This is a genomic window from Achromobacter sp. AONIH1, from assembly GCF_002902905.1.
In the GTDB taxonomy this organism is placed as follows: domain Bacteria; phylum Pseudomonadota; class Gammaproteobacteria; order Burkholderiales; family Burkholderiaceae_B; genus Achromobacter.
Genome location: NZ_CP026124.1, coordinates 5,614,496 through 5,637,449, shown reverse-complemented (window position 1 = coordinate 5,637,449; position 22,954 = coordinate 5,614,496). Strand labels below are relative to the sequence as shown.

The following is a 22,954-nucleotide window of genomic DNA, read 5'->3' as shown; positions in this document are numbered from 1 at the left end:
AATCATCGCATGAATCGTCTTGCCAGTTTCTTGCCCCTGAGCCATCCGTCCAGCCGCGCGGCGGGATATTGCCTGGCGACGCTGGGCGCCGTGTTGTTCTCGGCCAAGGCGATCGTCGTCAAGTTCACCTACCGCTACGGCATCGACGCGGTCACGCTGATCGCGTTCCGCATGCTGTTCGCCATGCCGTTCTTCGCCGCCGTGGCCTGGCACCAGTCGCGCCGCGCCACCCGTGGCGAGATTCCCGCCCTGAGCGTCCGGGAGCGCCTGCAGGTCTGCGTGCTGGGCCTGATCGGCTATTACCTGTCCAGCTTCCTGGATTTTCTGGGGCTGCGCTATATCACCGCCAGCCTGGAGCGCCTGATCCTGTTCCTGTCGCCGTCGCTGGTGGTGCTGATGTCGGCCTTCTGGCTCAAGCGGCCGGTGGCGCGCCGCCAATGGCTGGCCATGGCCTTGTCCTATGCCGGCGTGGTGCTGGTGTTCGCCCACGATCTGAGCTTCGGCGGGGGCGGCGAGGTGCTGTTAGGGTCTTTGTTCGTTTTCGCCTCGGCGACAAGCTATTCTGTGTACCTCATCTGTTCCGGGGAACTGATCAAGCGGGTCGGCGCGACGCGGCTGGTGGCCTATGCCATGCTGGTGTCCTGCGTGGCCTGCATTGCGCAGTTCTTCGCGGTGCATCCCGCTACGATGCTGCTCCAGCCCGCCGGGGTCTACGGCTACTCGCTGATCCATGCGACGCTCAATACCGTGGCGCCGGTGTTCATGCTGATGTGGGCGGTGGCGCGCATCGGCGCCCCGACCGCCTCGCTGCTGGGCATGGTCGGCCCGGTGTCGGTGCTGTTCCTGGCGGCCTGGTTCCTGGACGAGCCGATCACCGCGTGGCAGATGGCGGGCACCGCCCTGGTGCTGGCCGGCGTGCTGGTGCTGACGGCCGGCGCCAGGCCAGCGCGCTGAATACCGATTTCGTTTTATCCGCGTTATTCCCTCACGCATCACTCGCATGAAAGGAGGCCAGCATGGCCAGCAATCTCGTCAAGGCAATTCGTATCGAGCAGCATGGCGGTCCCGAGGTCCTGAAGCTCGCCGAGGTGGAAGTGCCGCCGCCGGCCGCCAATGAAGTCACCATCCGCCAGCACGCCGCCGGCCTGAACTTCATCGATATCTATTTCCGCACGGGCTTGTATCCGCATCCGCTGCCGCACGGCCTGGGTTTCGAGGCCGCCGGCGAAGTCACCGCCGTCGGCGCCGACGTCAAGCACCTGAAGAAGGGCGACCGCGTCGCCTACGGCCAGAGCCCGATCGGCGCCTACGCGCAGGCGCGCAACGTGCCGGCCAACCAGGTCGTCAAGGTGCCCAAGGGCATCGGTTTCGACGAGGCCGCCGCGCTGATGCTCAAGGGCCTGACGGTGCAGTACCTGTTCCGCCAGACCTACCGCCTGCAGGGCGGCGAGACGATCCTGTTCCATGCCGCCGCCGGCGGCGTGGGCCTGATCGCCTGCCAATGGGCCAAGGCGCTGGGCGTGAAGCTGATCGGCACGGTCTCCAGCCCCGAGAAGGCCGAGCTGGCGCGCGCCAACGGCGCCTGGGAAACCATCGACTACTCGCGCGAGAACGTGACCGAGCGCGTGCTTGAGCTGACTGGCGGCAAGAAGGTGCCGGTGGTGTACGACGGCGTGGGCAAGGACACCTGGGAAACCTCGCTCGACTGCATCGAGCCGCGCGGCCTGATGGTCAGCTTCGGCAATGCCTCGGGCCCCGTGTCCGGCGTGAACCTGGCGGTGCTGAACCAGAAGGGCAGCCTGTACGTCACGCGTCCGTCGCTGGGCGTGCACGTGAACACGCTGGAAAAGCTGCAGGCCGCGTCCGACGAGCTGTTCGGCCTGGTGCTGAAGAAGAAGATCAAGGTCCGCATCGACCAGCGCTACGGCCTGGAGCAGGCGGGCGAGGCGCAGACCGCGCTGGCGGCGCGCAAGACCACCGGCGCGACGGTGCTGATGCTGGACTGATCGACCCCGCGCGGGCGGCGCTCCCTGGCGGGCGCCGAGCCACGATCCGGCCCGGATGCTCTCGCGGCGTCCGGGCCGCTTCCTTTTGCGGCCTGTGCGCAGAATGACAAATCCCCATGCACGCGCCGACAAGTGTCCGCCGGACGCCGGCGCTATCCTGGCCTCCACCTATCCGTTGGAGCGCCAGCATGCCGTCCACCCTCACTCCGTCCGCCGCCGAACGTCCCGAACTGGGCGCCATCCGCGAGCACATGCTCATCGACGGCCAGCCCGTGCGGTCGGGGCAGGGCGAGTCCATCGCGGTCCATGATCCGGCCACCGGCGAGATCATCGCGCGCGTGCCGGACGCCGGCGCCGCCGAGATCGACCAGGCGGTGCGCTCGGCGCGGCGCGCGTTCGAATCCGGCTCCTGGCGCGATATGCTGCCGGCCGGGCGCGAGCGCCTGCTGCTGGCGCTGGCCGATCTGGTCGAGCGCCACGGCGCCGAGCTGGCGCGCCTGGAAACGCTGAACAACGGCAAGCTGCTGGGCGTGGCCCAGGGGCTGGAGGTCGGTTCGGGCGCGCAATGGCTGCGCTACATGGCCGGCTGGGCCACCAAGATCACGGGCGAGACGCTGTCGCTGTCGATCCCCTTCCCGCCGGGAACCCAGTACAGCGCCTACACGCTGCCGCAGGCGGTGGGCGTGGTCGGCGCCATCATTCCCTGGAACTTCCCGCTGCTGATGGCGATCTGGAAGATCGCGCCGGCGCTGGCGGCCGGCTGCACCGTGGTGCTCAAGCCCGCCGAGGAAACGCCGCTGACCGCATTGCGCCTGGGCGAGCTGGTGCTGGAAGCCGGCTTTCCGCCCGGCGTGGTCAACGTGGTCACCGGCCGGGGCGAAACCGCCGGCGCCGCGCTGGTCGCGCATCCGGGCGTGGACAAGATCGCCTTTACCGGCTCCACCGAGGTCGGCAAGCTGATCGGCCGCGCCGCCGTCGACGACATGAAGCGCGTGTCGCTGGAACTGGGCGGCAAGTCGCCGGTGATCGTGCTGGACGACTGCGATGTCGACCGCGCGGTGCAGGGCGCGGCGGCCGCGATCTTCTTCAACCAGGGCCAGGTCTGCACCGCCGGCTCGCGCCTGTACGTGCAGCGCGGCCTGTACCAGAAGGTAGCGCAGGGGCTGGCCGACGTGGCCGCCAGCATGAAGCTGGGCTCGGGCTTCGACGCCGACACGCAGGTCGGTCCGCTGGTATCTGCGCGGCACCAGCAGCGCGTGCTGGACTACATCGGCCTGGGCCGCGCCGAAGGCGGCCGCGTCATGGCGGGCGGCGAGGCCGGCGCGGGCGCGGGCTATTTCGTGCGGCCCACGGTGTTCGCCGACGTCCGGCCCGATGCCCGCATCGTGCGCGAGGAGATCTTCGGCCCGGTGGTGGTGGCCCAGCCCTTCGACACGCTGGACGACGCGGTGCGCCTGGCCAACGACAGCGTGTTCGGCCTGGGCGCCAGCATCTGGAGCAACGATCTGTCGCGCGTGCAGCGCCTGATCCCGCGCATCGCGGCGGGCACGGTCTGGGTCAACACGCACAATATGCTGGATCCGAACATGCCGTTCGGCGGTTTCAAGCAGTCGGGCATCGGTCGTGAACACGGCCGCGCCGTGATGGACATGTACCTGGAGAAGAAGTCGGTTTGTATCGCTTACTAGGCTAGAACGCCAAAAAACGGCGCGCGCGGATCAGACCGGGACACAACGGCGGCCGCGTTCGCGTCGACAACCAAGGGGAAGTGCATGGCAGGCAAGATCGGTTTCCGGTCTCGCGCAGGGGCGGCGTTCGCGCTGGCCTGTGCCGGGGCCTTGCAGGCGGCGTGGGCGGGAGACCCCAGCGCGCGCGATTGGATACCCGCGCCGGTGGGGACGAACATCATCGCCGGCTACATGGCGGGGTTGCGTTCGTCCGGCGTGTACGCGGCGGGCAAGCGCGCGGACGGCGTGTCGGTGGACGTGGACATGCTGATCTATCGCCAGATGCACTACCGCGATTTCTACGGCAAGACCGTGCAGCTGGAATTCATCGTGCCGATGAGCCGGACCACGCAGGAAGCGCCCGGCGCGCCGCGCGACCGCAAGTCCGGCATCGGCGACGTGACGCTGGGGTCGGCCATCTGGCTCTACAACAACGACCAGACCAAGACCTGGTTCGCCTGGGAGCCCTTCATCACGGTGCCGGTGGGCCGCTACGACGGCTCGCGTCCGGACGTGTCGCCGGGCAAGAACCGCTGGTCGACGGTGCAGGATTTTTCCTTCGTGCAGGGCGTGGGCGAGTCCACCTTCCTGGAAGCCATCGCCGAGGTCGAGATCTACGGCCGCAACACAGACTGGTTCGGCCAGACCCTGAAGAAGGATCCGTCGCTGCGCCTGTTCGCGCTGGCCTCGACCAACCTGACCGAGAACACCTACACCGGCGTGCGCTACCGCTACGAGACCGGCGGGCGCGAACGCTCCGGCGGCCAGACGGTGACCAGCCGCGCGCGCAATCACCAGCTGGCGCTGGAGCTGACGCACCAGATCAATCCGTCGAACCAGATTCAGCTGCAGTACATCCACGACCTCAAGGTCGAGAACGGGCCGCGCATGCGCGGCGTGCAGATGCGCTATGTCTACGCATTCTAGGAACAGGATCATGAAAGGAGACAGACAATGAGTGCGCTACGTGCAAGAACACGCGCCGCGCGGGCGGGAGGCTGGGCGCTGTGCGCCGCGCTGGCCGCCGCCGCCGGCGCGTCCTGGGCGGACCTGCCCGTGGAGGAATTGAAGGGCGGCACCCGCCTGCCACCGGCCACGCCGCATCGCCTGTACGTCATGGACGCGGCCTTCAACCACCTGGTGGACAGCCGCGTCAATCTCTACGATGGCGACAGCCTGAAGTTCCTGGGCCTGGTGCCCACGTCCTTCAACGGCCACATGACGGTGTCGAACGACGGCAAGGACATCTATGTGATGACGTCCTACTACGAGCGACTGAACCGCGGCAAGCGCATCGACGTGGTCGAGGCCTGGGACGCCGAGGCGCTGACGCCGAAGTACGAGGTGGCCATTCCCGAGAAGCGCGCCCAGGCCCTGAACTACCGCAACTACCTGCGCCAGAGCACCGACGGCGGCCTGCTGTTCGTGCAGAACGCCACGCCGGCCACCTCGGTGACGGTGGTGGACCTGAAGACGCGCAAGTTCACCGACGAGGTCACGGCCACGGCCGGCTGCTGGAGCATCATCGTGCCGCCGTCGCGGCCGCGCGGCTTCGCCAGCATCTGCGGCGACGGCGCGCTGCTGACCGTGGACCTGGACGACAGCGGCAAGCCGGCAGGCCAGCAGCGCAGCAAGCCGCTGTTCGACGTGGAGAAGGATCCGATCTTCACGCACACCGAGAACGTCGGCGATACCTTCTACTTCGTGTCCTACCAGGGCAATGTGTACAGCGCCGACATCGGCGCCAAGGACGTGACCCTGGGCGAGTCCTGGTCGCTGCTGGACAAGTCCGGCAAGGACCGTGGCTGGCGTCCGGGCGGCTACAACGTGCTGGCGGTCAACCGGGCCAACAAGCGCCTGTACGTGGGCATGCACCCGAACGGCGCCGAGGGCACGCACAAGACGCCGGCCGCCGAGATCTGGGTCTACGACCTGGCCACGCGCAAGCGCGTGGCGCGCATTCCGGGCCAGGGCGCGTTGTCCATGTCGGTGTCGCAGGACGACAAGCCCCGGCTCTTCACCATCGATGGCGGCAACGTCAATGTCTACGACGCCGCGCCGGTCGCGCCGGTGCTCAAGGGCGCCATCAAGGGCGCGGGCGAGACGGCGCTGCAGGTCGAGCCGCAGCCCTGGGCGGGAGCCGCGAAATGACCGATCCCGTGCTCTTCTATTCGGCCAGCGCGGCGCTGGCCTGCGTGCTGCTGCTGGGCGCGCTGGACAAGTTCCGCGACCTGCCCGGCTTCGCCGCCGCCGTGTCGGCCTACGAGATCCTGCCGGCCGGCATCAGCACGCCGTTCGCGCTGCTGTTCGCCCTGGCGGAAGTCGCGGCGGGCGCGCTGCTGCTGACGCCCGCGTGGCAGCCGGCGGGCGCGGGCCTGGCGCTGCTGGTGCTGGCCACGGCCACGGCCGGGCTGGCGTTCAATCTGGCGCGTGGCCGCCGCGACATGGACTGCGGCTGCTCCGGTCCGATGTCGCGCCGGCCCGGCGCGCGCGGCACAGGACTGTCCTGGTGGCTGGTGGCGCGCAACGCGGCGCTGGCGGCCTGGACCGCGCCGGTGCTGGCGGCCGGCGCCGCCGGCCTGTCGCGCGGCCTGCTGTGGACGGACGCCGCGTCGGTGTTCGGCCTGGCCGCCAGCGCCGTCGCCCTGTACTTCACGGCCAACCACCTGTTGGCTTCGCATCTCAAGCTGCAAGCAATCTGAAGGGAGCGTCACATGGATGCCTTGATCATTTCCAATTTCCTGCTGTGGGGCGTGTTGCTGTGCCTGGTGCTCGTCATCCTGGCCCTGTCGCGCCAGATCGGCGTGCTGTATGAACGCGTCGCGCCGATGGGCGCGCTGACCATGGACCGCGGCCCGGCCGTGGGCGAGGCCGCGCCGCGCTTCGACATCAACGACCTGCTGGGCCGTCCGGTCGCGGTGGGCGGCGGCGGTGGGCAGAGCCAGCTGCTGTTCTTCCTGTCGCCGTCGTGCCCGGTGTGCAAGAAGCTGCTGCCCATCCTGAAGTCGGTGGCCGGCACCGAGCATGCGTGGTTGCGCATCGTGCTGGCCAGCGACGGCGAGATGCCGGAGCACCTGGCGTTCTACCGCCAGGCGGGGCTGGAGCGCTTTCCGTATCTGCTGTCCACCGAGCTGGGCATGAAGTTCCAGATCAGCAAGCTGCCCTATGCGGTGTTGATCGACGAGTCGGGCACGATCCGCGCCAAGGGCCTGGTCAATTCCCGCGAACAGCTGGAAAGCCTTTTCACCGCCAAGGAACTGGGCGTGGCGTCGGTGCAGGAATTCCTGGCCACCGGCGCGACCCTGGACGAGACCCGCATTTCGCGCAAGGAGAACCGCAATGCACTGGCTGGATAAGCTTGGGGAGCGCGCCGCGCGCTCCGTCGCCCACGCCACCTCGCGGCGCAGCGTGCTCAACCGCATCGGCCGCCTGTTCGTCGGCGCCGCCTTCATCATGCCGGTGCTGCCGGTGGCGCGCGCGGCGCCAGCCGCCGCCGCCAAGAAGCCGCAGACCGACGAGACCGCCTGCGACTACTGGCGCTACTGCGCGGTGGACGGCTTCCTGTGCTCCTGCTGCGGCGGCAGCATGACGTCCTGCCCGCCGGGCACCTCGCCATCGGCTGTGTCCTGGGTCGGCACCTGCCACAATCCGCTGGACGGCAAGGACTACCTGATCAGCTACAACGACTGCTGCGGCAAGACCGCCTGCGGCAAGTGCATGTGCGCGGCGGCCGAGCGCGAGCGGCCGGGCTATCAGATGTTCCTGCACAACGACGTGAACTGGTGCATGTCGAACGAGTCGTCCATCTTCCACTGCACCACGTCGGTGATCGTGGGCCTGGCCAAGCCCAAACCATGAACGGGACCAGGCGTTTCGTCGGGGGGCCGCGCCGGCACGCGGCGGTCCTGGCGCTCGCCTTGCTGGCGCCGCTGGCGGCCTGGTCGCAGGACCGGGCCGCCAGCGGCGAGGCCACGCTGCGCGCGGCGGCGCGCGCGGACTACGTGCTGCAATGCGCCGGCTGCCATCGGGTGGACGGGCGCGGCAGCACGCGCCACGGCATACCGGACTTCCGCGATTCGGTCGGCCACTTCACGCGCTTGCCGGCCGGGCGCGAATACCTGATCCGCGTGCCCGGCGCGGCGCAGTCGCAGTTGAGCGACGCGGACCTGGCTGCGGTGCTGAACTGGGTGCTGGCTTCGTTCAGCGCGGCGCAGCTGCCGGCGGACTTCCAGCCCTACACGCAGGCCGAGGTCGCCGCCGCGCGGCCGCGTCGCTACGACGACGTGGTGCCGGTGCGGCACGCGCTGGGGCGGGAACTGGCGGAGCGCGGATTCCCGCTGTCCGAGTATTCCTATGGCAGCCATCGGCAGCCCTGAGCGCACGCGGTTCGGGATCGGGCGGCAGCGGGACTCTTTCCATCGCCGGCAGACCATAGGGGTTGTCACCGATACTCGGGGGCGATCTCGGGTGCTAGAAAGAGTTCAAAAGAGACCGTGAAGCCGGAGCCGTCATGTCCCAAACCCTGTTGCGCAGCGCGCCCAAGCAATTCCTGGATTGCGCCAGCTGGAAGGAGAGCATCAGCAGCGCCTTCGTGCCGCTGGAAGTGTCCGCGCTGCACCCTGGGCGTTTTCGCAGCAGCGTGGCCGATGACGAATTGGCGTGGCTGCGCGTGAGCGAGTTGCATACCAGCGCGCAGCGCGTCAGCCGCAGCCGGCTGCAGGCCAACCAGTCCGAGAGCGCCGGCTACAAGGTCACGCTGCAGCTGTCTGGCCGCAGCGAGATCCGGCAGGCGTCGCGGCGCGCGCTGCTGGCGCCGGGCGAGTGGGGGGTGTACGACACCACGCGGCCCTACGAGGTCGACGTGGACGACAATGCGCATTTCCTGGTGATGCAGGTGCCGGGCAGGCAGGTCCAGGCCTGGGAGCCTTATATGCAGAACGCGGTGGCGCGGGTATTCAGCGCGCGCCAGGGTTGCGGGCGCATGGCGATGGACCTGCTGCGCGTGGCGCTGGGCGAGCATGCCCATCTGTCCGAGAGCGCGGCGCGCGACGCGGCCAATGCCGTGATGCAGATGATGGGGCTGGACATCAGCGAGCGCGCTGGCGGCCGTGCCGACCAGGAGCAGGCCGGGCTGCGCCAGGCGCAACTGCGCCGCGTGCAGCAGCACATCCTGGAGAACCTGCACGATCCCGAGCTGTCGCCGGCCATGGCCGCGGCCGCGTTGCGGGTGTCGCGACGCTATCTGTACAACCTGTTCGCCCAGGCCTCGACCACCCCGGCGGATTTCATCCTCAGCGCGCGCCTGGAGCGCTGCCGCGACATGCTGTGCGACGCCGCCCAGGCCGCGCGCCAGATCGGCGATATCGCTTTCCGCTACGGCTTTTCCGACGCGGCGCGCTTCAGCCACGCGTTCCGCCGCCGCTACGGCGTGTCGCCTTCCGAGTACCGGCGCCGCGCCGTCGAAAACGCGACGGGGCGCTGAACGCGCCCCGTGGTGTTGTCCGCCGACAGCCCGTTCCGGGCCGTTCCTGGCGTTGACCCGTCCTAGAGGTTTTCCTCTTTGAGCAGGTCTTCCTTGCCGTAGAACTTCACGCCGATATGGATGCGCTCGCGGCCCTGCGAGCGGCGATGGCGGTTGGTGTCGCGCAGCGAATAGACGCAGCCGCAGTACTCCTGCTGGTAGAAGTTCTCGCGCTTGCTGATCTCGATCATGCGCTGCGAGCCACCGCCCTTGCGCCAGTTGTAGGTCCAGTAGACCAGGTCGTCGTAGCGGGCGGCGGCGCGTTCGCCGCAGCCGTTGATCTGGTTCATGTCCTTCCAGCGCGAGATGCCCAGCGAGCTGGTGATGGTGTCGAAGCCGTGCTCGTGCGCGTACAGCGCGGTGCGCTCGAAGCGCATGTCGAAGCAGACCGTGCAGCGCTCGCCGCGCTCGGGGGAGTCTTCCAGGCCCTTGACGCGGTCGAACCAGTTGTCCATGTCGTAGTCGGCGTCGATGAACTCGATGCCGTGCTGCTCGGCGTAGCGGATGTTCTCCTGCTTGCGGATCTCGTACTCTTTGACCGGATGGATGTTCGGGTTGTAGAAGTAGATCGCGTAGTCGATGCCGGAGGCCGTCATGGCTTCCATGACCTCGCCGGAACAGGGCGCGCAGCAGGAGTGCATCAGCACCTTGCTGCGGCCGGCGGGGAGATCGAGTTTGGGGCGCACGAGTTCGGACATGGCGGACAAGACAGGGAAAGACGGCCGGTGCGGCCGGAAAAACCCTTATTTTACGACGAGTTGGCGCAAGGCGGGCCGCCGACCCGCCCGCCCCGGACGGCTCAGCCCAGCACCGTGGTCCAGAGTTCGCGCACGGCGGCCCGCTCGGCCTGCAGCTGGTCGGGCGCGACGCGGGCCTTTTCCACGCCCTGCAGCCGCATCTGGTGCTGCACCCGGCGCAGCGTGCGGTAGGCGTCGCCGGCTTGCAGGGCCAGGTCGGTCGGGATCAGGCCGGCTTCGCCCGCCAGCCGCAGCAGGGCGATATTGCCCAGGTTGCGCACCAGCACCGGGTGGCTGCCCGAATGGCACAGCACCAGATATTGGGTGACGAATTCCACGTCCACCATGCCGCCCGCGTCGTGCTTCAGGTCGAAATTGGGCGTGGCGTTGGGATGGCCCGCATTGATCTTGCCGCGCATTTCCAGCACTTCCTGGCGCAACGCCGCCGGATCGCGCGGCTGCACCAGGATGTCGGCGCGAATGCGCTCGAAGCGCTCGCCGACCGCCGCGTCGCCGGCGGCATGGCGGGCGCGGGTCAGGGCCTGGTGCTCCCAGGACCAGGCGTGCTTGCGCTGGTATTGCTCGAAGGCTTCGACCGACACCGCCAGCAGGCCGGCGTCGCCGTCCGGCCGCAGCCGCAGGTCGATTTCGTACAGCCGGCCCGACGAGGTCATGGTGGACAGCCAGGAGGTCATGCGCCGGCCCAGCTTGGCGTAGACCTCGGCGGCGTCGTCGCGCGGGTCGTCGAACAGGAACACCAGGTCCAGGTCCGAGGCGTAGCCCAGTTCCTTGCCGCCCAGCTTGCCGTAGGCGATCACGGCGAAGCGCGGCTCGGCGCCCGGCTGCCGGTTCACCAGCGGCCAGACGCGGCGGATGGTTTCGGCCAGCAGCAGGTCGGCCAGGGCGGACAGCTGGTCCGCCAGCTTTTCAACGGTGAGCTCGCCTTCCAGATCCTGCGCCAACAGCTGGAAGCTGGCCTGGCGCTGCACGTCGCGCATCAGGTTCATCTGGCGTTCGATGTCGGGATCGCCGTCGGGTAGGCGGCAGGCGTCCAGGTCGGCGGCGAGCTGGCGCGCGATCTGACCGAAGTCCAGCGGCTCGAACAGCGTGCGCCAGTCGATCAGGCTGTCGAGCAGCAGCGGGTGCTGGGTCAGGTACTGCGCGGCCCAGGGGCTGGCGGCCACCATGCGCGCCACGCGCGCCAGCGTGTCGGGATATTCGGCCAGCAGGGCCAGGTAGGCGCTGCGCTGGGCGATGGTCTCGATCAGGTCGAACAGCCGCACCGCCGCCTGCAGCGGCGCGGGCGTCTGCCGCGCGGCGCGCAGGGCGGCCGGCAGCAGCGCCTCGACGCGGCGGCGGCTGGCGTCGGGCAGGCTGCGCACGCGGTGGCTGCCCATCAGGGTGTCGGCGCGCCGCAGCAGGTCGTCGGCCTCGTCGCCGAAGGCCTGACGGATCTGTCCGGCCAGCGCGCACTGTTCGTCGGGTTCTTCCTTGTCGGCCGCATCGGCGGCCGGCGCGGGCTCCTCGGCGTCGCCCATGCCGACCAGGCGGAACACGTTGCGGAAAGTCCGTGAGACGAAGGCGCGGTGCGCGGCCAGCGTGTCCTCGAATTCGCCGGCCTGCATGCCCAGCGCCGCCGCCAGCGCGGCGCGCAGGGCGGGGTCGCCGGGCAGCAGGTGGGTCTGCTCGTCTTCGCGGTACTGCAGCGCGTGCTCGGTGCGGCGCAGGAAGCGGTAGGCGGCCTCCAGCCGCTGCGCGTCGGCTTCGGGCAGCAGGCCGGCGGCGCTTTCGGCGTGCAGCGCTTCGAGCAGGCCGCGGCGCTGCAGGGCCGGCATGCGTCCGCCTCGGATCAGCTGGGCCAGCTGGACCACGAATTCGATCTCGCGGATGCCGCCGTCGCCCAGCTTGATGTTGTTGGCGCTGTCGATGCCGTTGCGCGCGCTGGCGCGGCGCTGCCAGTCCTGGCGGATGCGCTCGCGCAGCGCGCGCAGCGCGGCCAGCGCGTCGAAGTCGAAATACTTGCGGTACACGAAGGGCACGCGCAGGCTTTCCAGCTGCCGCGCCTGCAGGGCGCTGTCGCTGCCCTCGAAGGCGCGGGCGGGCATGAGCCGGGCCTTGAGCCAGGCATAGCGCTCCCATTCGCGGCCCTGGCCGATCAGGTAGTGTTCCAGCGCGTCCAGGCTCCAGGCCAGCGGGCCGGCGTCGCCGTCCGGGCGCAGCCGCAGGTCGGTGCGGAAGACCTGGCCGTTGGCGTCCACCTCGGACAGCACCGGCATCATGCGGCGCGTCAGGCGGCCATAGAACTCATGGTGGCTGATGCGGCGCGGCCCGTCGGTCTCGCCTTCCTCGCCATAGAGCATGATGAGGTCGATATCGGACGACACGTTCAGCTCGCAGCCGCCCAGCTTGCCCATGCCCACGATCAGCATTTCCTGGGGCAGGCCGGTGGCCGGGTCGCGCGGCACGCCGTGCACGGCGGCCAGTTCGGACGCTACGCTGCGGTAGGTTTCGGCCACCGCCAGATCGGCCAGCGCCGTCATGGCGCCCACCACTTCCTCCAGCGGCGCCTGGCCGCCCAGGTCGCGCGCGATCAGCGTGCAGAAAACGCGTTCGCGCAGCTTGCGCAGCACCATGCGGCAGGCGTCGACCGGCAGCGGCGCGGCGTCGTCCATGCCCGCCAGTTCATCGCGCCATTCGGCCAGCCGGGCCGGCGTGACGGGCGCCTGGCGGGCCGTTTCCAGCCAGGCCGCCAGGTCCGGCAGGGCCTCAAGGCGGCGGCGCAGGTGGCCGGACCAGGCCAGGACGGGGGCGAGGGTGGGCGATGGTGTCATGATGAAATAGGCGCAGACTAAAGGACGCGTTTCAGGTATAAGTGGGGACGATACCGCAAGACCCTTACTCCTGCCCACTGATCCGTGTCTGTTCCGAAAAAAGTGCTCCGCGGCCTGTACTGGGGCGCGCTGGCCGTTTATGGCGTCGCCGCCATCGGGTTGCTGGGCCTGCGCTATTGGGTCCTGCCCCGCGTCGACCAATGGCGGCCTCAGATAGAAGCCTACGCCAGCCAGGCGTTGGGCGCACAGGTTTCGATCGGCGCGATCCAGGCCAATTGGCAGGGGCTCAATCCCAGGCTGGATCTGGCTTCGGTCCAGGTCCATGACGGCGCGGCCGATGCCGTGCTGACCCTGCCCAAGGTATCCGCGGTGCTGGCCTGGCGCAGCATCCTGACCCTGTCGCCTCGGCTGTTGCAATTGCGGCTCGACCAACCCGAACTGAACCTGCGCCGCGACGCGCAGAACCGCCTCTGGGTCGCCGGCATGGCGATCGACCTGAACGACCAGGGCGGCCCCGCGCCCGGGCTGGAGCATCCCGCGCTGCGCTGGCTGACCTCGCAGCGTGAATTGCTGATCCATGGCGCCGTCATCCGCTGGCAGGACGAGTTGCGCCAGGCGCCGGAACTGACGCTGCGCGACGTGGAATTCCTGGCGCGCAACGGCCGGCTGTCGCACCGATTCGCGCTGCGCGCCTCGGCCGGCGAGGCGCTGGCGCGGCAGCTGGACCTGCGGGCCGAGTTCAATCGCGGCCTGTTCTCGGGCGACGCGGGCAACCCCGCCAACTGGAGCGGACAGATCTATCTGCAGGCCGACGATCTGGAGCCGCTGGCCTGGTCTGCCTGGCTGCCGGCGCCGCCCGTGGCCGGCCGCCTGAGCGGCCGCGCCTGGCTGCAGCTGGACCACGGCAAGTTCACCGAGCTGACCTCCGACCTGGCCGTGCGCGGCCTGTCCTGGGCGGCGCGTCCCGAAGGGCCGGCGCTGCGCGGCGAGTACGCGCAGTTCCGCGTGCAGGGGCTGCCGGGTGATTTCATCCAGACCGACAGCCTGGCCCTGGCCCGCAGCCCGGGCGCGCCCAACGCCTCGCTCAAGGGCCGCGCCGAACGGTTCCAGTTCACGCTGCCCGACGTCTTCGAGCAGCCGACCGTCAAGGTGGGCGAGCTGGACGTGGACGCGCAGGTCAAGGGCCCGGATGCGCGCGACTGGTTCGTCGACATCGCCGAGCTGCGGGTCCGCAACGAGGACCTGGACGCGCGCCTGCAAGGCCAATGGCGCGCCGAGGGCAAGACCGCCGCCGGCAGCGCCGACCTGCGCGGCGTGATGATCCGTGGCGCCATGCCGGCCATCCACCGCTACCTGCCACTCACGGTCAATCCCGACGCGCGCGAATGGCTGGCCACCGGCTTGCCGGCGGGCGAAATGCGCTCGGCGGCGATCACGCTGAAAGGCGACCTGGACGATTTCCCTTACGGCGCGCCGGGCGCGCAGGGAGAATTCGTCATCGCGGGCGAGTACGCCGGCGCGACCGTGGACTATGCCCCCGCGCGGCCGCAGCGCAAGGCCTGGCCCATGCTCGAGAACCTGTCCGGCAACTTCCGCATCGACAAGGTCAGCCTGACGCTGGACACGGCGGGCGGCGCGCTCATGCATCCGGCGCCGGGTCAGACGCTGTCGCTGGGCGCGATCAGCGCCGTCATTCCGAACATGGAACTCAATTCCGTGTTGCAGGTGACCGGCAACAGCTCCGGGTCCGTGCCCGCCTATCTGGCGCTGGTGGCCAACTCGCCGCTGGGCAAACTGCTCGACGGCGCGCTGGACGAGGCCCAGGGCACGGGCGACTGGCGCATGCCGATCAAGCTGACGGTGCCGCTGCTCAATACCGACGACACGCAGGTGGACGGCCATATCCAGTTCGCCGACAACAGCTTCTCCTTCATGCCGGAAATGCCGCTGCTGACGCAGATGCACGGCGACCTGGAGTTTTCCGAGAAGGGCGTGCAGACCCGCGAGGTCCGCGCCCAGTTCCTGGGCGGACCCGTGAAGATCTCCGGACGGCTGGCGCAAAGCGGTGACGCGCTGAACTTCGAGGGCACGCTGGCTGGCGCCGGCCTGACGCAGATCAGCAATGCCGCGTCGATGTCGCGCTTCTCGGGCAAGGCCGCATACAAGGGCAAGCTCAGCTACCAGAAGGGCGGCGCCGTCGAGATCTCGGGCGAGTCCGATCTGGCGGGGATGGCGATCGACATGCCGGCGCCGGTTGGCAAGTCCGCGCAGTCCTCGCAGCTGTTGAAGCTGCAATGGGGCTCCGCGCAGGACCAGGGCAGCCGTGGCCGGCGCTGGCTGACGGCCAGCCTGGGCACGACGGTCAACGCGCTGTTCGAGCGCGATCCCGCCAGCAGGTCGGCGTCGTATTTCGCGCGCGGCGCGGTCGGCATCAATCGCCCGGCCAGCCTGCCGACCGAAGCGGCGCTGAGCCTGAGCGCCAGCCTGCCGGAACTGGACATGGACGGCTGGGAAAAGGTCGGCGACGGTTTTTCCGTCCAGCCCGGCAAGGGCAAGCCGGCGCCCAAGCCGATCCTGCCGCCGCCCGGCCGTGTCAGCCTGGCCACGGGCGTGTTGCGCACCAGCGGCTACACGCTCAATGACCTGACCCTGTACGCCACCCGTCCGGATCCGGCGCAGTGGCGCGTGGACATCCAGTCGCGCCAGGCGGCCGGTTCGCTGGAGTGGCGCGAGGCATCCGGCGCCATCGCCGGCCAGATCACCGCGCGCCTGAAGCACCTGGCGCTGGGCGGCGAGGACGACGGCAACAAGGCCGACGAGGCCCTGTCCTCGAACAGCGATCTGTCCGACATTCCCGCCATCGATTTGCAAGCCAAACAGTTCCTGCTCTACGGGAAAAACCTGGGCGAATTGCAGGTGCTGGGCACCAACCTGGAGCGCGGCCGCCGCTGGCGGCTGGACAAGCTGTCCATCGCCAATGACGCCGCCAAGCTCGACGCCAAGGGCGACTGGACGCTGGACGGAGCCAGCCGCGGCCTGACCGTGGACGCGGCGATCAAGTTCGCCAACCTGGGCGGTTTCATGGACCGGATCGGCTTCGAGAAGATGGTGTCCGGCGGCGACGGCACGATGCAGGGCCGCATGACCTGGCGCAACCTGCCCTGGACCCACAATATCGCCGACATCGATGGCGAGGTCGAGGTCAGTGTCGACAAGGGCCGCTTCATGCACGTGAACTCGCGCACGGCGCGGCTGCTGGAACTGCTGTCGCTGCAATCGCTGCAGCGCCTGGCCAAGCTGGAAGCCAACCCCACCAGCCTGCTGCGCGACGGCTTTCCGTTCGACACCATCCGAGGCCACATGAAGCTGTCCGACGGCGTGTTGCGCACTGATGGCTACAAGGTCAACGGACCCGTGGCGGCCATCGTGCTGGCCGGCGACGTGAACGTGGTGCAGGAGCGCTGGAACCTCAAGGCCGTGGTGATTCCGAACCTGGACGCCAGCGGCGCGGCGGTGGTGACGGCGCTGGCAGTCAATCCGCTGATCGGCCTGGGCGCTTTCGTGACGCAGTGGCTGCTCAAGCATCCGCTGGCGAGCGCGATGACCATGGAGTACGCCGTCACCGGCACCTGGGACGATCCCAAGATCGACCCGCTGGATGGTTCGGGCAAGCCCGTGCCCAAGCAGACGCCGCGTCCGGCGGACGCGCCGGTGCGTCGCCTGGAAGAGTTCATCGAGCATTGAGGCGGCGTGGGCCGCGCCGCCGCTCAGGCGCCGCGGATCGCGATGCCGCCGATAGCTCCCGCCGGCGCGCGTCGCCAGCGCGCGGGGCCGTCCTCGTGCACGTTGCCGCCCTGCGCGTCCACCGCCACGGTGACGGGCATGTCGACCACGTCGAACTCGTAGATGGCTTCCATGCCCAGGTCTTCGAACGCCACCACGCGCGCGCTTCGGATGGCCTGCGACACCAGATAGGCGGCGCCGCCGACGGCGATCAGGTAGGCGGCGCGATGGCGCCGGATCGCCGCGACCGCCTCGGGTCCGCGCTCGGCCTTGCCCACCATCGCCAGCAGGCCGCCTCGCGCCAGCATCATCTCCGTGTAGTCGTCCATGCGCGTGGACGTGGTGGGTCCGGCCGGGCCGACGGCTTCGCCGCGCACCGGGTCCACCGGGCCGACGTAGTAGATGACCCGGCCCGCGAAATCGGCGGGCATGGGCTCGCCGCGCGCCAGCAGATCCTGGATGCGCCGGTGCGCGGCGTCGCGGCCGGTGAGCATGCGGCCGTTGAGCAGCAGCGTGTCGCCGGCGCGCCACTGCGCGATGTCGTCGCGCGTCAGCGTGTCCAGGTCGACGCGTCGCCCGTCCGTGGCCGCCGGCGCGAGGTCCGGCCAGGCGGCGGGCGGCGGCGCGTCGAAGCGGGCGGGACCGTGGCCGTCCAGGGTGAAGCGCGCATGGCGGTTGGCGGCGCAGTTCGGAATCAGAGCGACCGGCTTGGCGGCGGCGTGCGTGGGATAGGTCCTGAGCTTGACGTCCAGCACCGTGCTGAGCCCGCCCAGGCCCTGCGCGCCGATGCCCAGCGCGTTGACACGCTCATGCAGCTCGACGCGCAGGGCCTGTTCCGGCGTCAGCACGCGACCGGCCCGCAGCGCCGCGCGCAGCGACAGCATATCCAGCGGTTCCATCAGGCTTTCCTTGGCCAGCTGCATGGCCTTCTCGGCGGTGCCGCCCACGCCGATGCCCAGGATGCCGGGGGGACACCAGCCGGCGCCCAGCTCGGGCACCGTGCGCAGCACCCAGTCGACCACGCTGTCGCCCGGGTTCAGCATGGCCAGGCGGGCCTTGTTCTCGGAGCCGCCGCCCTTGGCCGCCACCGTGACCGTCAAGGTGTCGCCAGGCACGACGCGGGCATGGATGACCGCGGGCGTGTTGTCGCGCGTGTTGGGGCGGCCGAACAGCGGATCGGACACCAGCGACGCGCGCAGCGGGTTGTCGGGATGGCGGTAGGCCAGGCGCACGCCTTCGTTGACGGCATCCTCCAGGCCATCGTCGAAGCCGCTCCAGCGCGCGTCCATGCCGACTTCAAGCAGCACGTTGACGATGCCGGTGTCCTGGCAGATGGGGCGCCGGTCCGTCGCGGCCATGCGCGAGTTCAGCAGGATCTGCGTCATCGCATTGCGCGCGGCCGGGCTGGCCTCGCGCGCATGGGCCTCGGCCAGGTGCGCGAGGAAGTCGGCGGGATGGGTATGGCTGATGTGCTGCAGGGCGCGGGCGACGGAGTCGACCAGGTCCTGGCGGCGGATGGGGAGGGTCATGGCTGGAGGTCGTGGCGGCAAGGTCATTCGCCGTGCAGCGTGGCGCCGGCCCGTTCGCGGATCAGGCTGACGGCGACCAGGGACACCAGGGCCATGGCGATGACGTACACGCCCACCATCCAGGACTTGCCGGTGGCCGAGATGATCCATTGCGCGATCATGGCCGCGAAGGCGCCGCCCAGGATGGAGCCGAGCGCATAGCCGACCGAGATGCCCGAGTAGCGCACGCCGGCGGGGAACATCTCGGCGTACAGCGCGGCCTGCGGGCCGTAGGTCAGGCCCAGCGGCAGCGCCAGGATCACCAGCGCGGCCGTGAATTGCCCGATGTCGGCGGCGTCGATGAAGCCCCACATCGGCACGGCCCACAGCGCCAGCAGCACATAGCCGATCTGGAACGTGCGCACCCGGCCGATGCGGTCGCCCAGCCAGCCGCCGAGCAGGGTCGTGGCCAGCCAGACGCCGGCGGCCAGCGTGCAGGCCATCAGCACCTGCTGGGCCGGCATCTTCAGCGCGCGGCTGCCGTAGCTGATGAAGAAGCCCACCAGCAGATAGCCGGCGGCGCTGTTGCCCACGAAGATCAGCGCGGTCAGCAATACCTCGCGCGGATGCCTGCGCAGCAGTTGGCCCAGCGGCGCGGCGCTGGCGCGCTTGCGCGCCTGCATCTCCAGGAATACCGGCGATTCCTCGACCGCGCGGCGGATGAAGGTGCCAACCACGATCAGCAGCACCGACAGCAGGAAGGGCACGCGCCAGCCCCAGTCCATGAAGCGTTCCATGCCGATGGCGGTGGTGAGGCACCAGAGCACGCCGGTGGCGACGATCATGCCCATGGGCACGCCGATCTGCGGAAAGGCGCCGAACAGCGAGCGGCGGTGCGCCGGCGCGTGTTCCACCGCCATCAGGGCCGCGCCGCCCCATTCGCCGCCGGCCGAGAAGCCCTGCAGCACGCGCAGTCCGACCAGCAGCACCGGCGCCCAGACGCCCAGCACGGCATAGGACGGCAGCAGGCCGATCAGCGCGGTGGCCGAGCCCATCAGGATGAGCGTGGCGGCCAGCACGCGCTTGCGGCCGTAGCGGTCACCCAGGTGTCCGCAGATGATGGCGCCGAGCGGCCGGAACAGGAAGGCCACGCCCACCGTGGCGAAGGACAGGATCAGCGCCCATTCCGGATTGTTCTGGGTGAAGGGGGCGAAGAACAGCGCGCCCAGCACCAGCCCGGCGGCCTGCGAATAGATGAAGTAGTCGTACCACTCGATGGTCGAGCCGACCAGCGTGGCGGCCAGCACCTTGCGGTCGTCGGCGCTGATCAGCGGGCGGCCGGCGGGCGCGACGGCGGCGCCGGGCGCGGAAATCTCGGTTTGCATGGTTTGTCTCCTGGGTGGCGGCGGCGCCGCTGATCTTGGGAGGGCCGCGCGGGGCGCGGCCCTCCTGGGGGGCTGCGATGGGACTGCGCGGTTCAGGCGGGATTCGCGGCCGGCGCGGGCTGCGGCGCGTCGGGCTGGTGCTCGGGGCTGGCGGCCTGGAAGGCTGGCAGGGCGGCGCAGGCCCGCGCGATGGCGTCGATCCGTCCATACGGCGCCAGGTCCGCGCCGTAGCGTCTGGCGTTGTAGACCTGCGGCATCAGGAAGCACTCGACGATGCCGGGCGCGTCGCCCAGCGCGTAGGGCGAGCCGTCGTCGTCGCCCAGCGCGGCCTCGAAGGCGGAAAAGGCCTCGTGGCACCAATGGCGATACCACTCGCCGACCTGCTCGTCGTCGGCGCCGAACTGCGTGCGCAGCCGCTTGAGCGCGCGCAGGTTGTTCAGCGGATGGACCTCGCAGGCGATCAGCTGCGCCAGCGCGCGGGCGCGCGCCCGGGCCGCGCGGCCTGGCGGCAGCAGCGCGGGTTCGGGGTTGCGTTCCTCCAGGTACTCGATGATGGCCAGCGACTGCTGCAGGCGCAGGCCGTCAATGTCCAGCATCGGCACCAGGCCGAACGGCGCCAGGCCGAACGGCGCCAGGCGCCGGTAGGCCGGCTGCAGGTGCTCGCCCTGCGCCATCTGCCAGGTGACGCTGCGGTACGGCTGGCCCTTCAGGGCCAGCGCGATGCGCACGCGGTAGGCGGCCGAGCTGCGCCAGTAGCTGTGCAGCACGGGGATCGAAGCGGATTCGGCCATCGCGCGCTCCGTTCAGGCTGCGGCGGTTTCAAGTGCGGCCGTGGCCGGCAACGGCCGCGTGGCGGGAATTTCCACCTCCTGGTCGATATCGCCGAACAGGCTCGCGCCGGCATCGTCGCGCATGCCGATCCGCACGCGGTCGCCATGCTTGAGGAATGGCGTGCGCATTTCGCCATCGCGCAGCTTCTCGCGCACGCGCGCTTCCACCAGGCAGCAGACGCCGGCCGCGTCGCTGGCGTTGGAGATCGTGCCGCTGCCCAGCAGCGTGCCGGCGCCCAGGCGGCGCGTGCGCGCCGCATGCGCGATCAGCTCGCCGAAGTGGAACTGCATTTCCTCGCCGGCCTGGGGCTGGCCGATGAGCCTGTCGTTCAGCCAGACCTGCATGGGCCGGTGCAGCTTGCCGCCGCGCCAGTACGGTTGCAGCTCGTCGGGCGTGACCAGCACCGGCGACAGCGCCGAGGCCGGCTTGCCTTGCAGGAAGCCGAAGCCCTTGGCCAGCTCGGGCAGCACCACGTTGCGCAGCGTGACATCGTTGACCAGGCCCAGCAGCACGATGTGTCGCAGCGCGTCGTCGGCGTTCACGCCCAGGGGCACGTCGTTGGTGATCACGACGATCTCGGCTTCCAGGTCCACGCCCAGGTCCTCGCTGGCGGCGGTGATGGGATCCCGCGGCCCCATGAAGTCGTCCGACGCGCCCTGGTACATGAGCGGATCGGTCAGGAAGGATGGCGGCATTTCGCCGCCGCGCGCGCGTCGGGTCAGGTCGACGTGGTTCAGGTAGGCCGACGCGTCCAGCCATTGATAGGCGCGCGGCAGCGGCGCGGCGCAATGCGCGGGATCGAAGGGTTCGCCGGCGCGGCGGCCGTCGTTCAGGGCCTGGTATTCGGCTTGCAGGCGTGGCGCGATCCGAGTCCAGTCGTCGAGCGCCTGCTGCAAGGTGGCGGCGATGGCGGACACGGCGAGGTGGCGAGACAGATCGCGGCTGACGACGACCAGTTGGCCGTCGCGCGCGCCGTTCTTCAAGGTGGCGAGTTTCATGGGTTCAATCTCCTGCGGGGTTCGTCGGGGCGGCGCTTCAGCTGTTCAGCTCGGCCCACATGTCGCGGTCGCGCTCGGCGGTCCAGACGCGCGGGTCGACGATGCCGCTGGCTTCGTCGTAGGCGCGCGAGACGTCGAAGGGAATCGCGTGTTCGTAGATGACGACATGGCCGAATTCCGGATCCATCACGCGTCGCGTGTCGGCATAGACCTGCTTGAGCGACTTGCCGCTGGCCACGCCCTCGCGCGCGCAGCCGTACAGCGTCTGCACCCAGCGGCGCGTGTAGCCGATGGCTTCTCGGCAGTCCTGCGGCGTGGTCAGCGCCGGGCCTCGGCCCGGCACCATCTGCGCGGGGCGCAGCGCCTCGAGGCGATCCAGCGTGGCGGGCCAGTCGGCCAGGTAGGCGTCGCCGGTGTAGACGCCGGCGTTGAACTCGACCAGGTCGCCCGCGAAACAGATGCCCTGCGACGGAATCCAGACCACGCTGTCGCCGCGCGTGTGGCCATTGCCCAGATGCATCATGCGCACCTCCAGCGAGCCCAGCCGGATCGTCAGCTCGCGTTCGAACACGAGGGTGGGCCAGGTCAGGCCGGGGATCGATTCGGACGAGCGGAACAGGCGCGGAAAACGGCCGATCTCAGAGTCCATGTCGGCCTGGCCGCGCTCGACGATCAGCTCGTGGGTGCCACGGCTGGCGATGACGGTGGCCGCGCCTTCGGCGGCGAAGGCGGACGCGCCCAGCACGCGCACCGCGTGGTAGTGCGTCAGGGCGACATGGCGGATAGGCTTGTCGGTGACGCCGCGAATCGCGCGGATCAGGTCCTGCGCCATGGCCGGCGTGGCCGTGGCGTCGACCACCATCACGCTGTCGTCGCCGATGATGACGCCCGAATTCGGATCGCCGTCGGCGACGTAGGCATAGGCGTTGTCCGACAGGCGCTCGAACGAGATTTTCTTTTCCGCCAGGTCGGCCTGGGACGCGAAAGGCTTGCTCATGGGATTTCCTTGTGAAGAACGAAACAGGGGGTCAGCCGGCCTGGCGCGCCTGGCTGCTGGTGCCGCTCTGGCCGGGCCGCAGGCCGGCGGCCTTGTCGCGGGTCCAGGCGGCCAGCTCGTCGTGCGCGGCGCGGCGCTTGTCGGCGACGTAGTCGTGCATGGGCAGGCGCACGGTGATTTCCAGGCGCAGGCCGTTGGGATCGAAGAAGTAGATGGAGCGGATGAAGTGGTGGTCGGTCGGCCCGACGGTCTCGATGCCGTGTCCGGTCAACCGTCGGCGCATGGTTTCCAGCGCGGCTTCGTTCTCGACTTCCATGGCGAAGTGATTGACCCAGCGCGGCGTGGCGGGGTCGGGGACGCTGACGCCGTTGTCGCCCAGGTCGAAGAAGGCGATGTGCGAGTGGTCGGCGAATTCGAAGAACAGATGCACGAAGGGGCAGTATTCGCCGGTCGACGGCACGCGCTCTTCCTTGACCACGTGCACCAGCGGCAGGCCGAGGATGTCTTCGTAGAAGTGGCGCGTTTCCTCCGCGTCTCGGCAGCGCCAGGCGAAGTGATGCAGTCCGCGCAGGGCGGCGCCGGACTCGGCGTCGCGGGGCAGGTCGGATTGGGTCATGCGGGGTCTCCGGG

19 protein-coding genes are annotated in these 22,954 nt (G+C 69.6%); 11 read left to right on the top strand and 8 right to left on the bottom strand.

The genetic code is table 11. The features are described from left to right. The first annotated feature begins 9 nt into the window (after positions 1–9). The 10 genes from C2U31_RS25710 (at position 10) to C2U31_RS25665 (ending at position 9,215) form a co-directional block, all read left to right on the top strand. On the top strand, positions 10–954 hold the full coding sequence (locus C2U31_RS25710; RefSeq protein ID WP_103275390.1) for a DMT family transporter: 945 nt from the start codon (positions 10–12) through the stop codon (positions 952–954). Positions 955–1,016: 62 nt separating this feature from the next. Continuing rightward, a complete protein-coding gene (locus tag C2U31_RS25705) occupies positions 1,017–2,006 on the top strand; it encodes a quinone oxidoreductase (protein ID WP_103275389.1) in 990 nt (329 codons plus the stop codon). A gap of 188 nt (positions 2,007–2,194) precedes the next feature. After that, complete coding sequence (gene styD, locus C2U31_RS25700; RefSeq protein ID WP_103275388.1) at positions 2,195–3,694, top strand: phenylacetaldehyde dehydrogenase StyD; 1,500 nt, start codon at positions 2,195–2,197, stop codon at positions 3,692–3,694. An 84-nt stretch (positions 3,695–3,778) separates the two neighbouring features. Then, a complete protein-coding gene (locus C2U31_RS25695; RefSeq protein WP_103275387.1) occupies positions 3,779–4,660 on the top strand; it encodes a transporter in 882 nt (293 codons plus the stop codon). A 27-nt stretch (positions 4,661–4,687) separates the two neighbouring features. Further along, positions 4,688–5,884, top strand: a complete 1,197-nt coding sequence (locus tag C2U31_RS25690; protein WP_103275386.1) for an amine dehydrogenase large subunit — start codon at positions 4,688–4,690, stop codon at positions 5,882–5,884. Then, complete coding sequence (locus C2U31_RS25685) at positions 5,881–6,435, top strand: MauE/DoxX family redox-associated membrane protein (protein ID WP_103275385.1); 555 nt, start codon at positions 5,881–5,883, stop codon at positions 6,433–6,435. Before C2U31_RS25690 ends, C2U31_RS25685 begins: the two co-directional genes overlap by 4 nt. Positions 6,436–6,447: 12 nt before the next feature. After that, positions 6,448–7,089: a methylamine dehydrogenase accessory protein MauD gene (gene mauD / locus C2U31_RS25680; protein WP_103275384.1), complete on the top strand. Its 642-nt coding sequence runs from the start codon at positions 6,448–6,450 to the stop codon at positions 7,087–7,089. Beyond that, positions 7,073–7,591, top strand: coding sequence for a methylamine dehydrogenase light chain (locus C2U31_RS25675; RefSeq protein WP_103275383.1), 519 nt, complete (start codon positions 7,073–7,075; stop codon positions 7,589–7,591). Before mauD ends, C2U31_RS25675 begins: the two co-directional genes overlap by 17 nt. Next, on the top strand, positions 7,588–8,109 hold the full coding sequence (locus C2U31_RS25670) for a cytochrome c (protein WP_233772503.1): 522 nt from the start codon (positions 7,588–7,590) through the stop codon (positions 8,107–8,109). Before C2U31_RS25675 ends, C2U31_RS25670 begins: the two co-directional genes overlap by 4 nt. A gap of 134 nt (positions 8,110–8,243) precedes the next feature. After that, positions 8,244–9,215, top strand: a complete 972-nt coding sequence (locus tag C2U31_RS25665) for a helix-turn-helix domain-containing protein (RefSeq protein ID WP_103275382.1) — start codon at positions 8,244–8,246, stop codon at positions 9,213–9,215. 62 nt (positions 9,216–9,277) lie between these two features. Here the strand turns inward: C2U31_RS25665 and C2U31_RS25660 are convergent, their stop codons facing one another. Together C2U31_RS25660 and glnE are read right to left on the bottom strand one after the other, a co-directional pair. Next, on the bottom strand, positions 9,278–9,952 hold the full coding sequence (locus C2U31_RS25660) for an epoxyqueuosine reductase QueH (RefSeq protein WP_103276576.1): 675 nt from the start codon (positions 9,950–9,952) through the stop codon (positions 9,278–9,280). A gap of 101 nt (positions 9,953–10,053) precedes the next feature. Beyond that, positions 10,054–12,822: a bifunctional [glutamate--ammonia ligase]-adenylyl-L-tyrosine phosphorylase/[glutamate--ammonia-ligase] adenylyltransferase gene (gene glnE / locus C2U31_RS25655; protein WP_103275381.1), complete on the bottom strand. Its 2,769-nt coding sequence runs from the start codon at positions 12,820–12,822 to the stop codon at positions 10,054–10,056. A 102-nt stretch (positions 12,823–12,924) separates the two neighbouring features. Here glnE and C2U31_RS25650 point away from each other — a divergent pair, with 102 nt between their 5' ends. Beyond that, entirely contained in the window at positions 12,925–16,566 is a 3,642-nt protein-coding gene (locus C2U31_RS25650; RefSeq protein WP_103275380.1) for a YhdP family protein, read from the top strand. 23 nt (positions 16,567–16,589) lie between these two features. On the opposite strand, the gene C2U31_RS25645 is transcribed toward C2U31_RS25650, so the two are convergent. From C2U31_RS25645 to C2U31_RS25620, 6 genes are all read right to left on the bottom strand, one after another. Then, on the bottom strand, positions 16,590–18,134 hold the full coding sequence (locus C2U31_RS25645; protein ID WP_103275379.1) for a fumarate hydratase: 1,545 nt from the start codon (positions 18,132–18,134) through the stop codon (positions 16,590–16,592). A 23-nt stretch (positions 18,135–18,157) separates the two neighbouring features. Continuing rightward, the gene (locus C2U31_RS25640; protein ID WP_103275378.1) at positions 18,158–19,498 is read right to left on the bottom strand and encodes an MFS transporter; all 1,341 of its coding nucleotides are present in this window, start codon (positions 19,496–19,498) and stop codon (positions 18,158–18,160) included. Positions 19,499–19,590: 92 nt separating this feature from the next. Next, positions 19,591–20,289, bottom strand: a complete 699-nt coding sequence (maiA, locus tag C2U31_RS25635) for a maleylacetoacetate isomerase (RefSeq protein ID WP_103275377.1) — start codon at positions 20,287–20,289, stop codon at positions 19,591–19,593. A 12-nt stretch (positions 20,290–20,301) separates the two neighbouring features. Further along, entirely contained in the window at positions 20,302–21,327 is a 1,026-nt protein-coding gene (locus C2U31_RS25630; protein WP_103275376.1) for a fumarylacetoacetate hydrolase family protein, read from the bottom strand. Positions 21,328–21,364: 37 nt separating this feature from the next. Continuing rightward, entirely contained in the window at positions 21,365–22,324 is a 960-nt protein-coding gene (locus tag C2U31_RS25625) for an MBL fold metallo-hydrolase (protein ID WP_103275375.1), read from the bottom strand. Positions 22,325–22,355: 31 nt separating this feature from the next. Continuing rightward, complete coding sequence (locus C2U31_RS25620) at positions 22,356–22,940, bottom strand: VOC family protein (RefSeq protein ID WP_103275374.1); 585 nt, start codon at positions 22,938–22,940, stop codon at positions 22,356–22,358. Between the last annotated feature and the right edge of the window lie 14 nt (positions 22,941–22,954).

Excerpts from the sequence above, each read along its gene's own strand:
- C2U31_RS25630 (WP_103275376.1), bottom strand. The coding sequence starts at position 21,327 with ATGAAACTCGCCACCTTGAAGAACGGCGCGCGCGACGGCCAACTGGTC.
- C2U31_RS25685 (WP_103275385.1), top strand. The coding sequence starts at position 5,881 with ATGACCGATCCCGTGCTCTTCTATTCGGCCAGCGCGGCGCTGGCCTGC.
- C2U31_RS25690 (WP_103275386.1), top strand. The coding sequence starts at position 4,688 with ATGAGTGCGCTACGTGCAAGAACACGCGCCGCGCGGGCGGGAGGCTGG.
- C2U31_RS25640 (WP_103275378.1), bottom strand. The coding sequence starts at position 19,498 with ATGCAAACCGAGATTTCCGCGCCCGGCGCCGCCGTCGCGCCCGCCGGC.
- C2U31_RS25670 (WP_233772503.1), top strand. The coding sequence starts at position 7,588 with ATGAACGGGACCAGGCGTTTCGTCGGGGGGCCGCGCCGGCACGCGGCG.
- glnE (WP_103275381.1), bottom strand. The coding sequence starts at position 12,822 with ATGACACCATCGCCCACCCTCGCCCCCGTCCTGGCCTGGTCCGGCCAC.
- C2U31_RS25660 (WP_103276576.1), bottom strand. The coding sequence starts at position 9,952 with ATGTCCGAACTCGTGCGCCCCAAACTCGATCTCCCCGCCGGCCGCAGC.
- C2U31_RS25695 (WP_103275387.1), top strand. The coding sequence starts at position 3,779 with ATGGCAGGCAAGATCGGTTTCCGGTCTCGCGCAGGGGCGGCGTTCGCG.
- C2U31_RS25620 (WP_103275374.1), bottom strand. The coding sequence starts at position 22,940 with ATGACCCAATCCGACCTGCCCCGCGACGCCGAGTCCGGCGCCGCCCTG.
- C2U31_RS25710 (WP_103275390.1), top strand. The coding sequence starts at position 10 with ATGAATCGTCTTGCCAGTTTCTTGCCCCTGAGCCATCCGTCCAGCCGC.
- C2U31_RS25625 (WP_103275375.1), bottom strand. The coding sequence starts at position 22,324 with ATGAGCAAGCCTTTCGCGTCCCAGGCCGACCTGGCGGAAAAGAAAATC.
- C2U31_RS25705 (WP_103275389.1), top strand. The coding sequence starts at position 1,017 with ATGGCCAGCAATCTCGTCAAGGCAATTCGTATCGAGCAGCATGGCGGT.
- C2U31_RS25675 (WP_103275383.1), top strand. The coding sequence starts at position 7,073 with ATGCACTGGCTGGATAAGCTTGGGGAGCGCGCCGCGCGCTCCGTCGCC.
- C2U31_RS25645 (WP_103275379.1), bottom strand. The coding sequence starts at position 18,134 with ATGACCCTCCCCATCCGCCGCCAGGACCTGGTCGACTCCGTCGCCCGC.
- maiA (WP_103275377.1), bottom strand. The coding sequence starts at position 20,289 with ATGGCCGAATCCGCTTCGATCCCCGTGCTGCACAGCTACTGGCGCAGC.
- mauD (WP_103275384.1), top strand. The coding sequence starts at position 6,448 with ATGGATGCCTTGATCATTTCCAATTTCCTGCTGTGGGGCGTGTTGCTG.
- styD (WP_103275388.1), top strand. The coding sequence starts at position 2,195 with ATGCCGTCCACCCTCACTCCGTCCGCCGCCGAACGTCCCGAACTGGGC.
- C2U31_RS25665 (WP_103275382.1), top strand. The coding sequence starts at position 8,244 with ATGTCCCAAACCCTGTTGCGCAGCGCGCCCAAGCAATTCCTGGATTGC.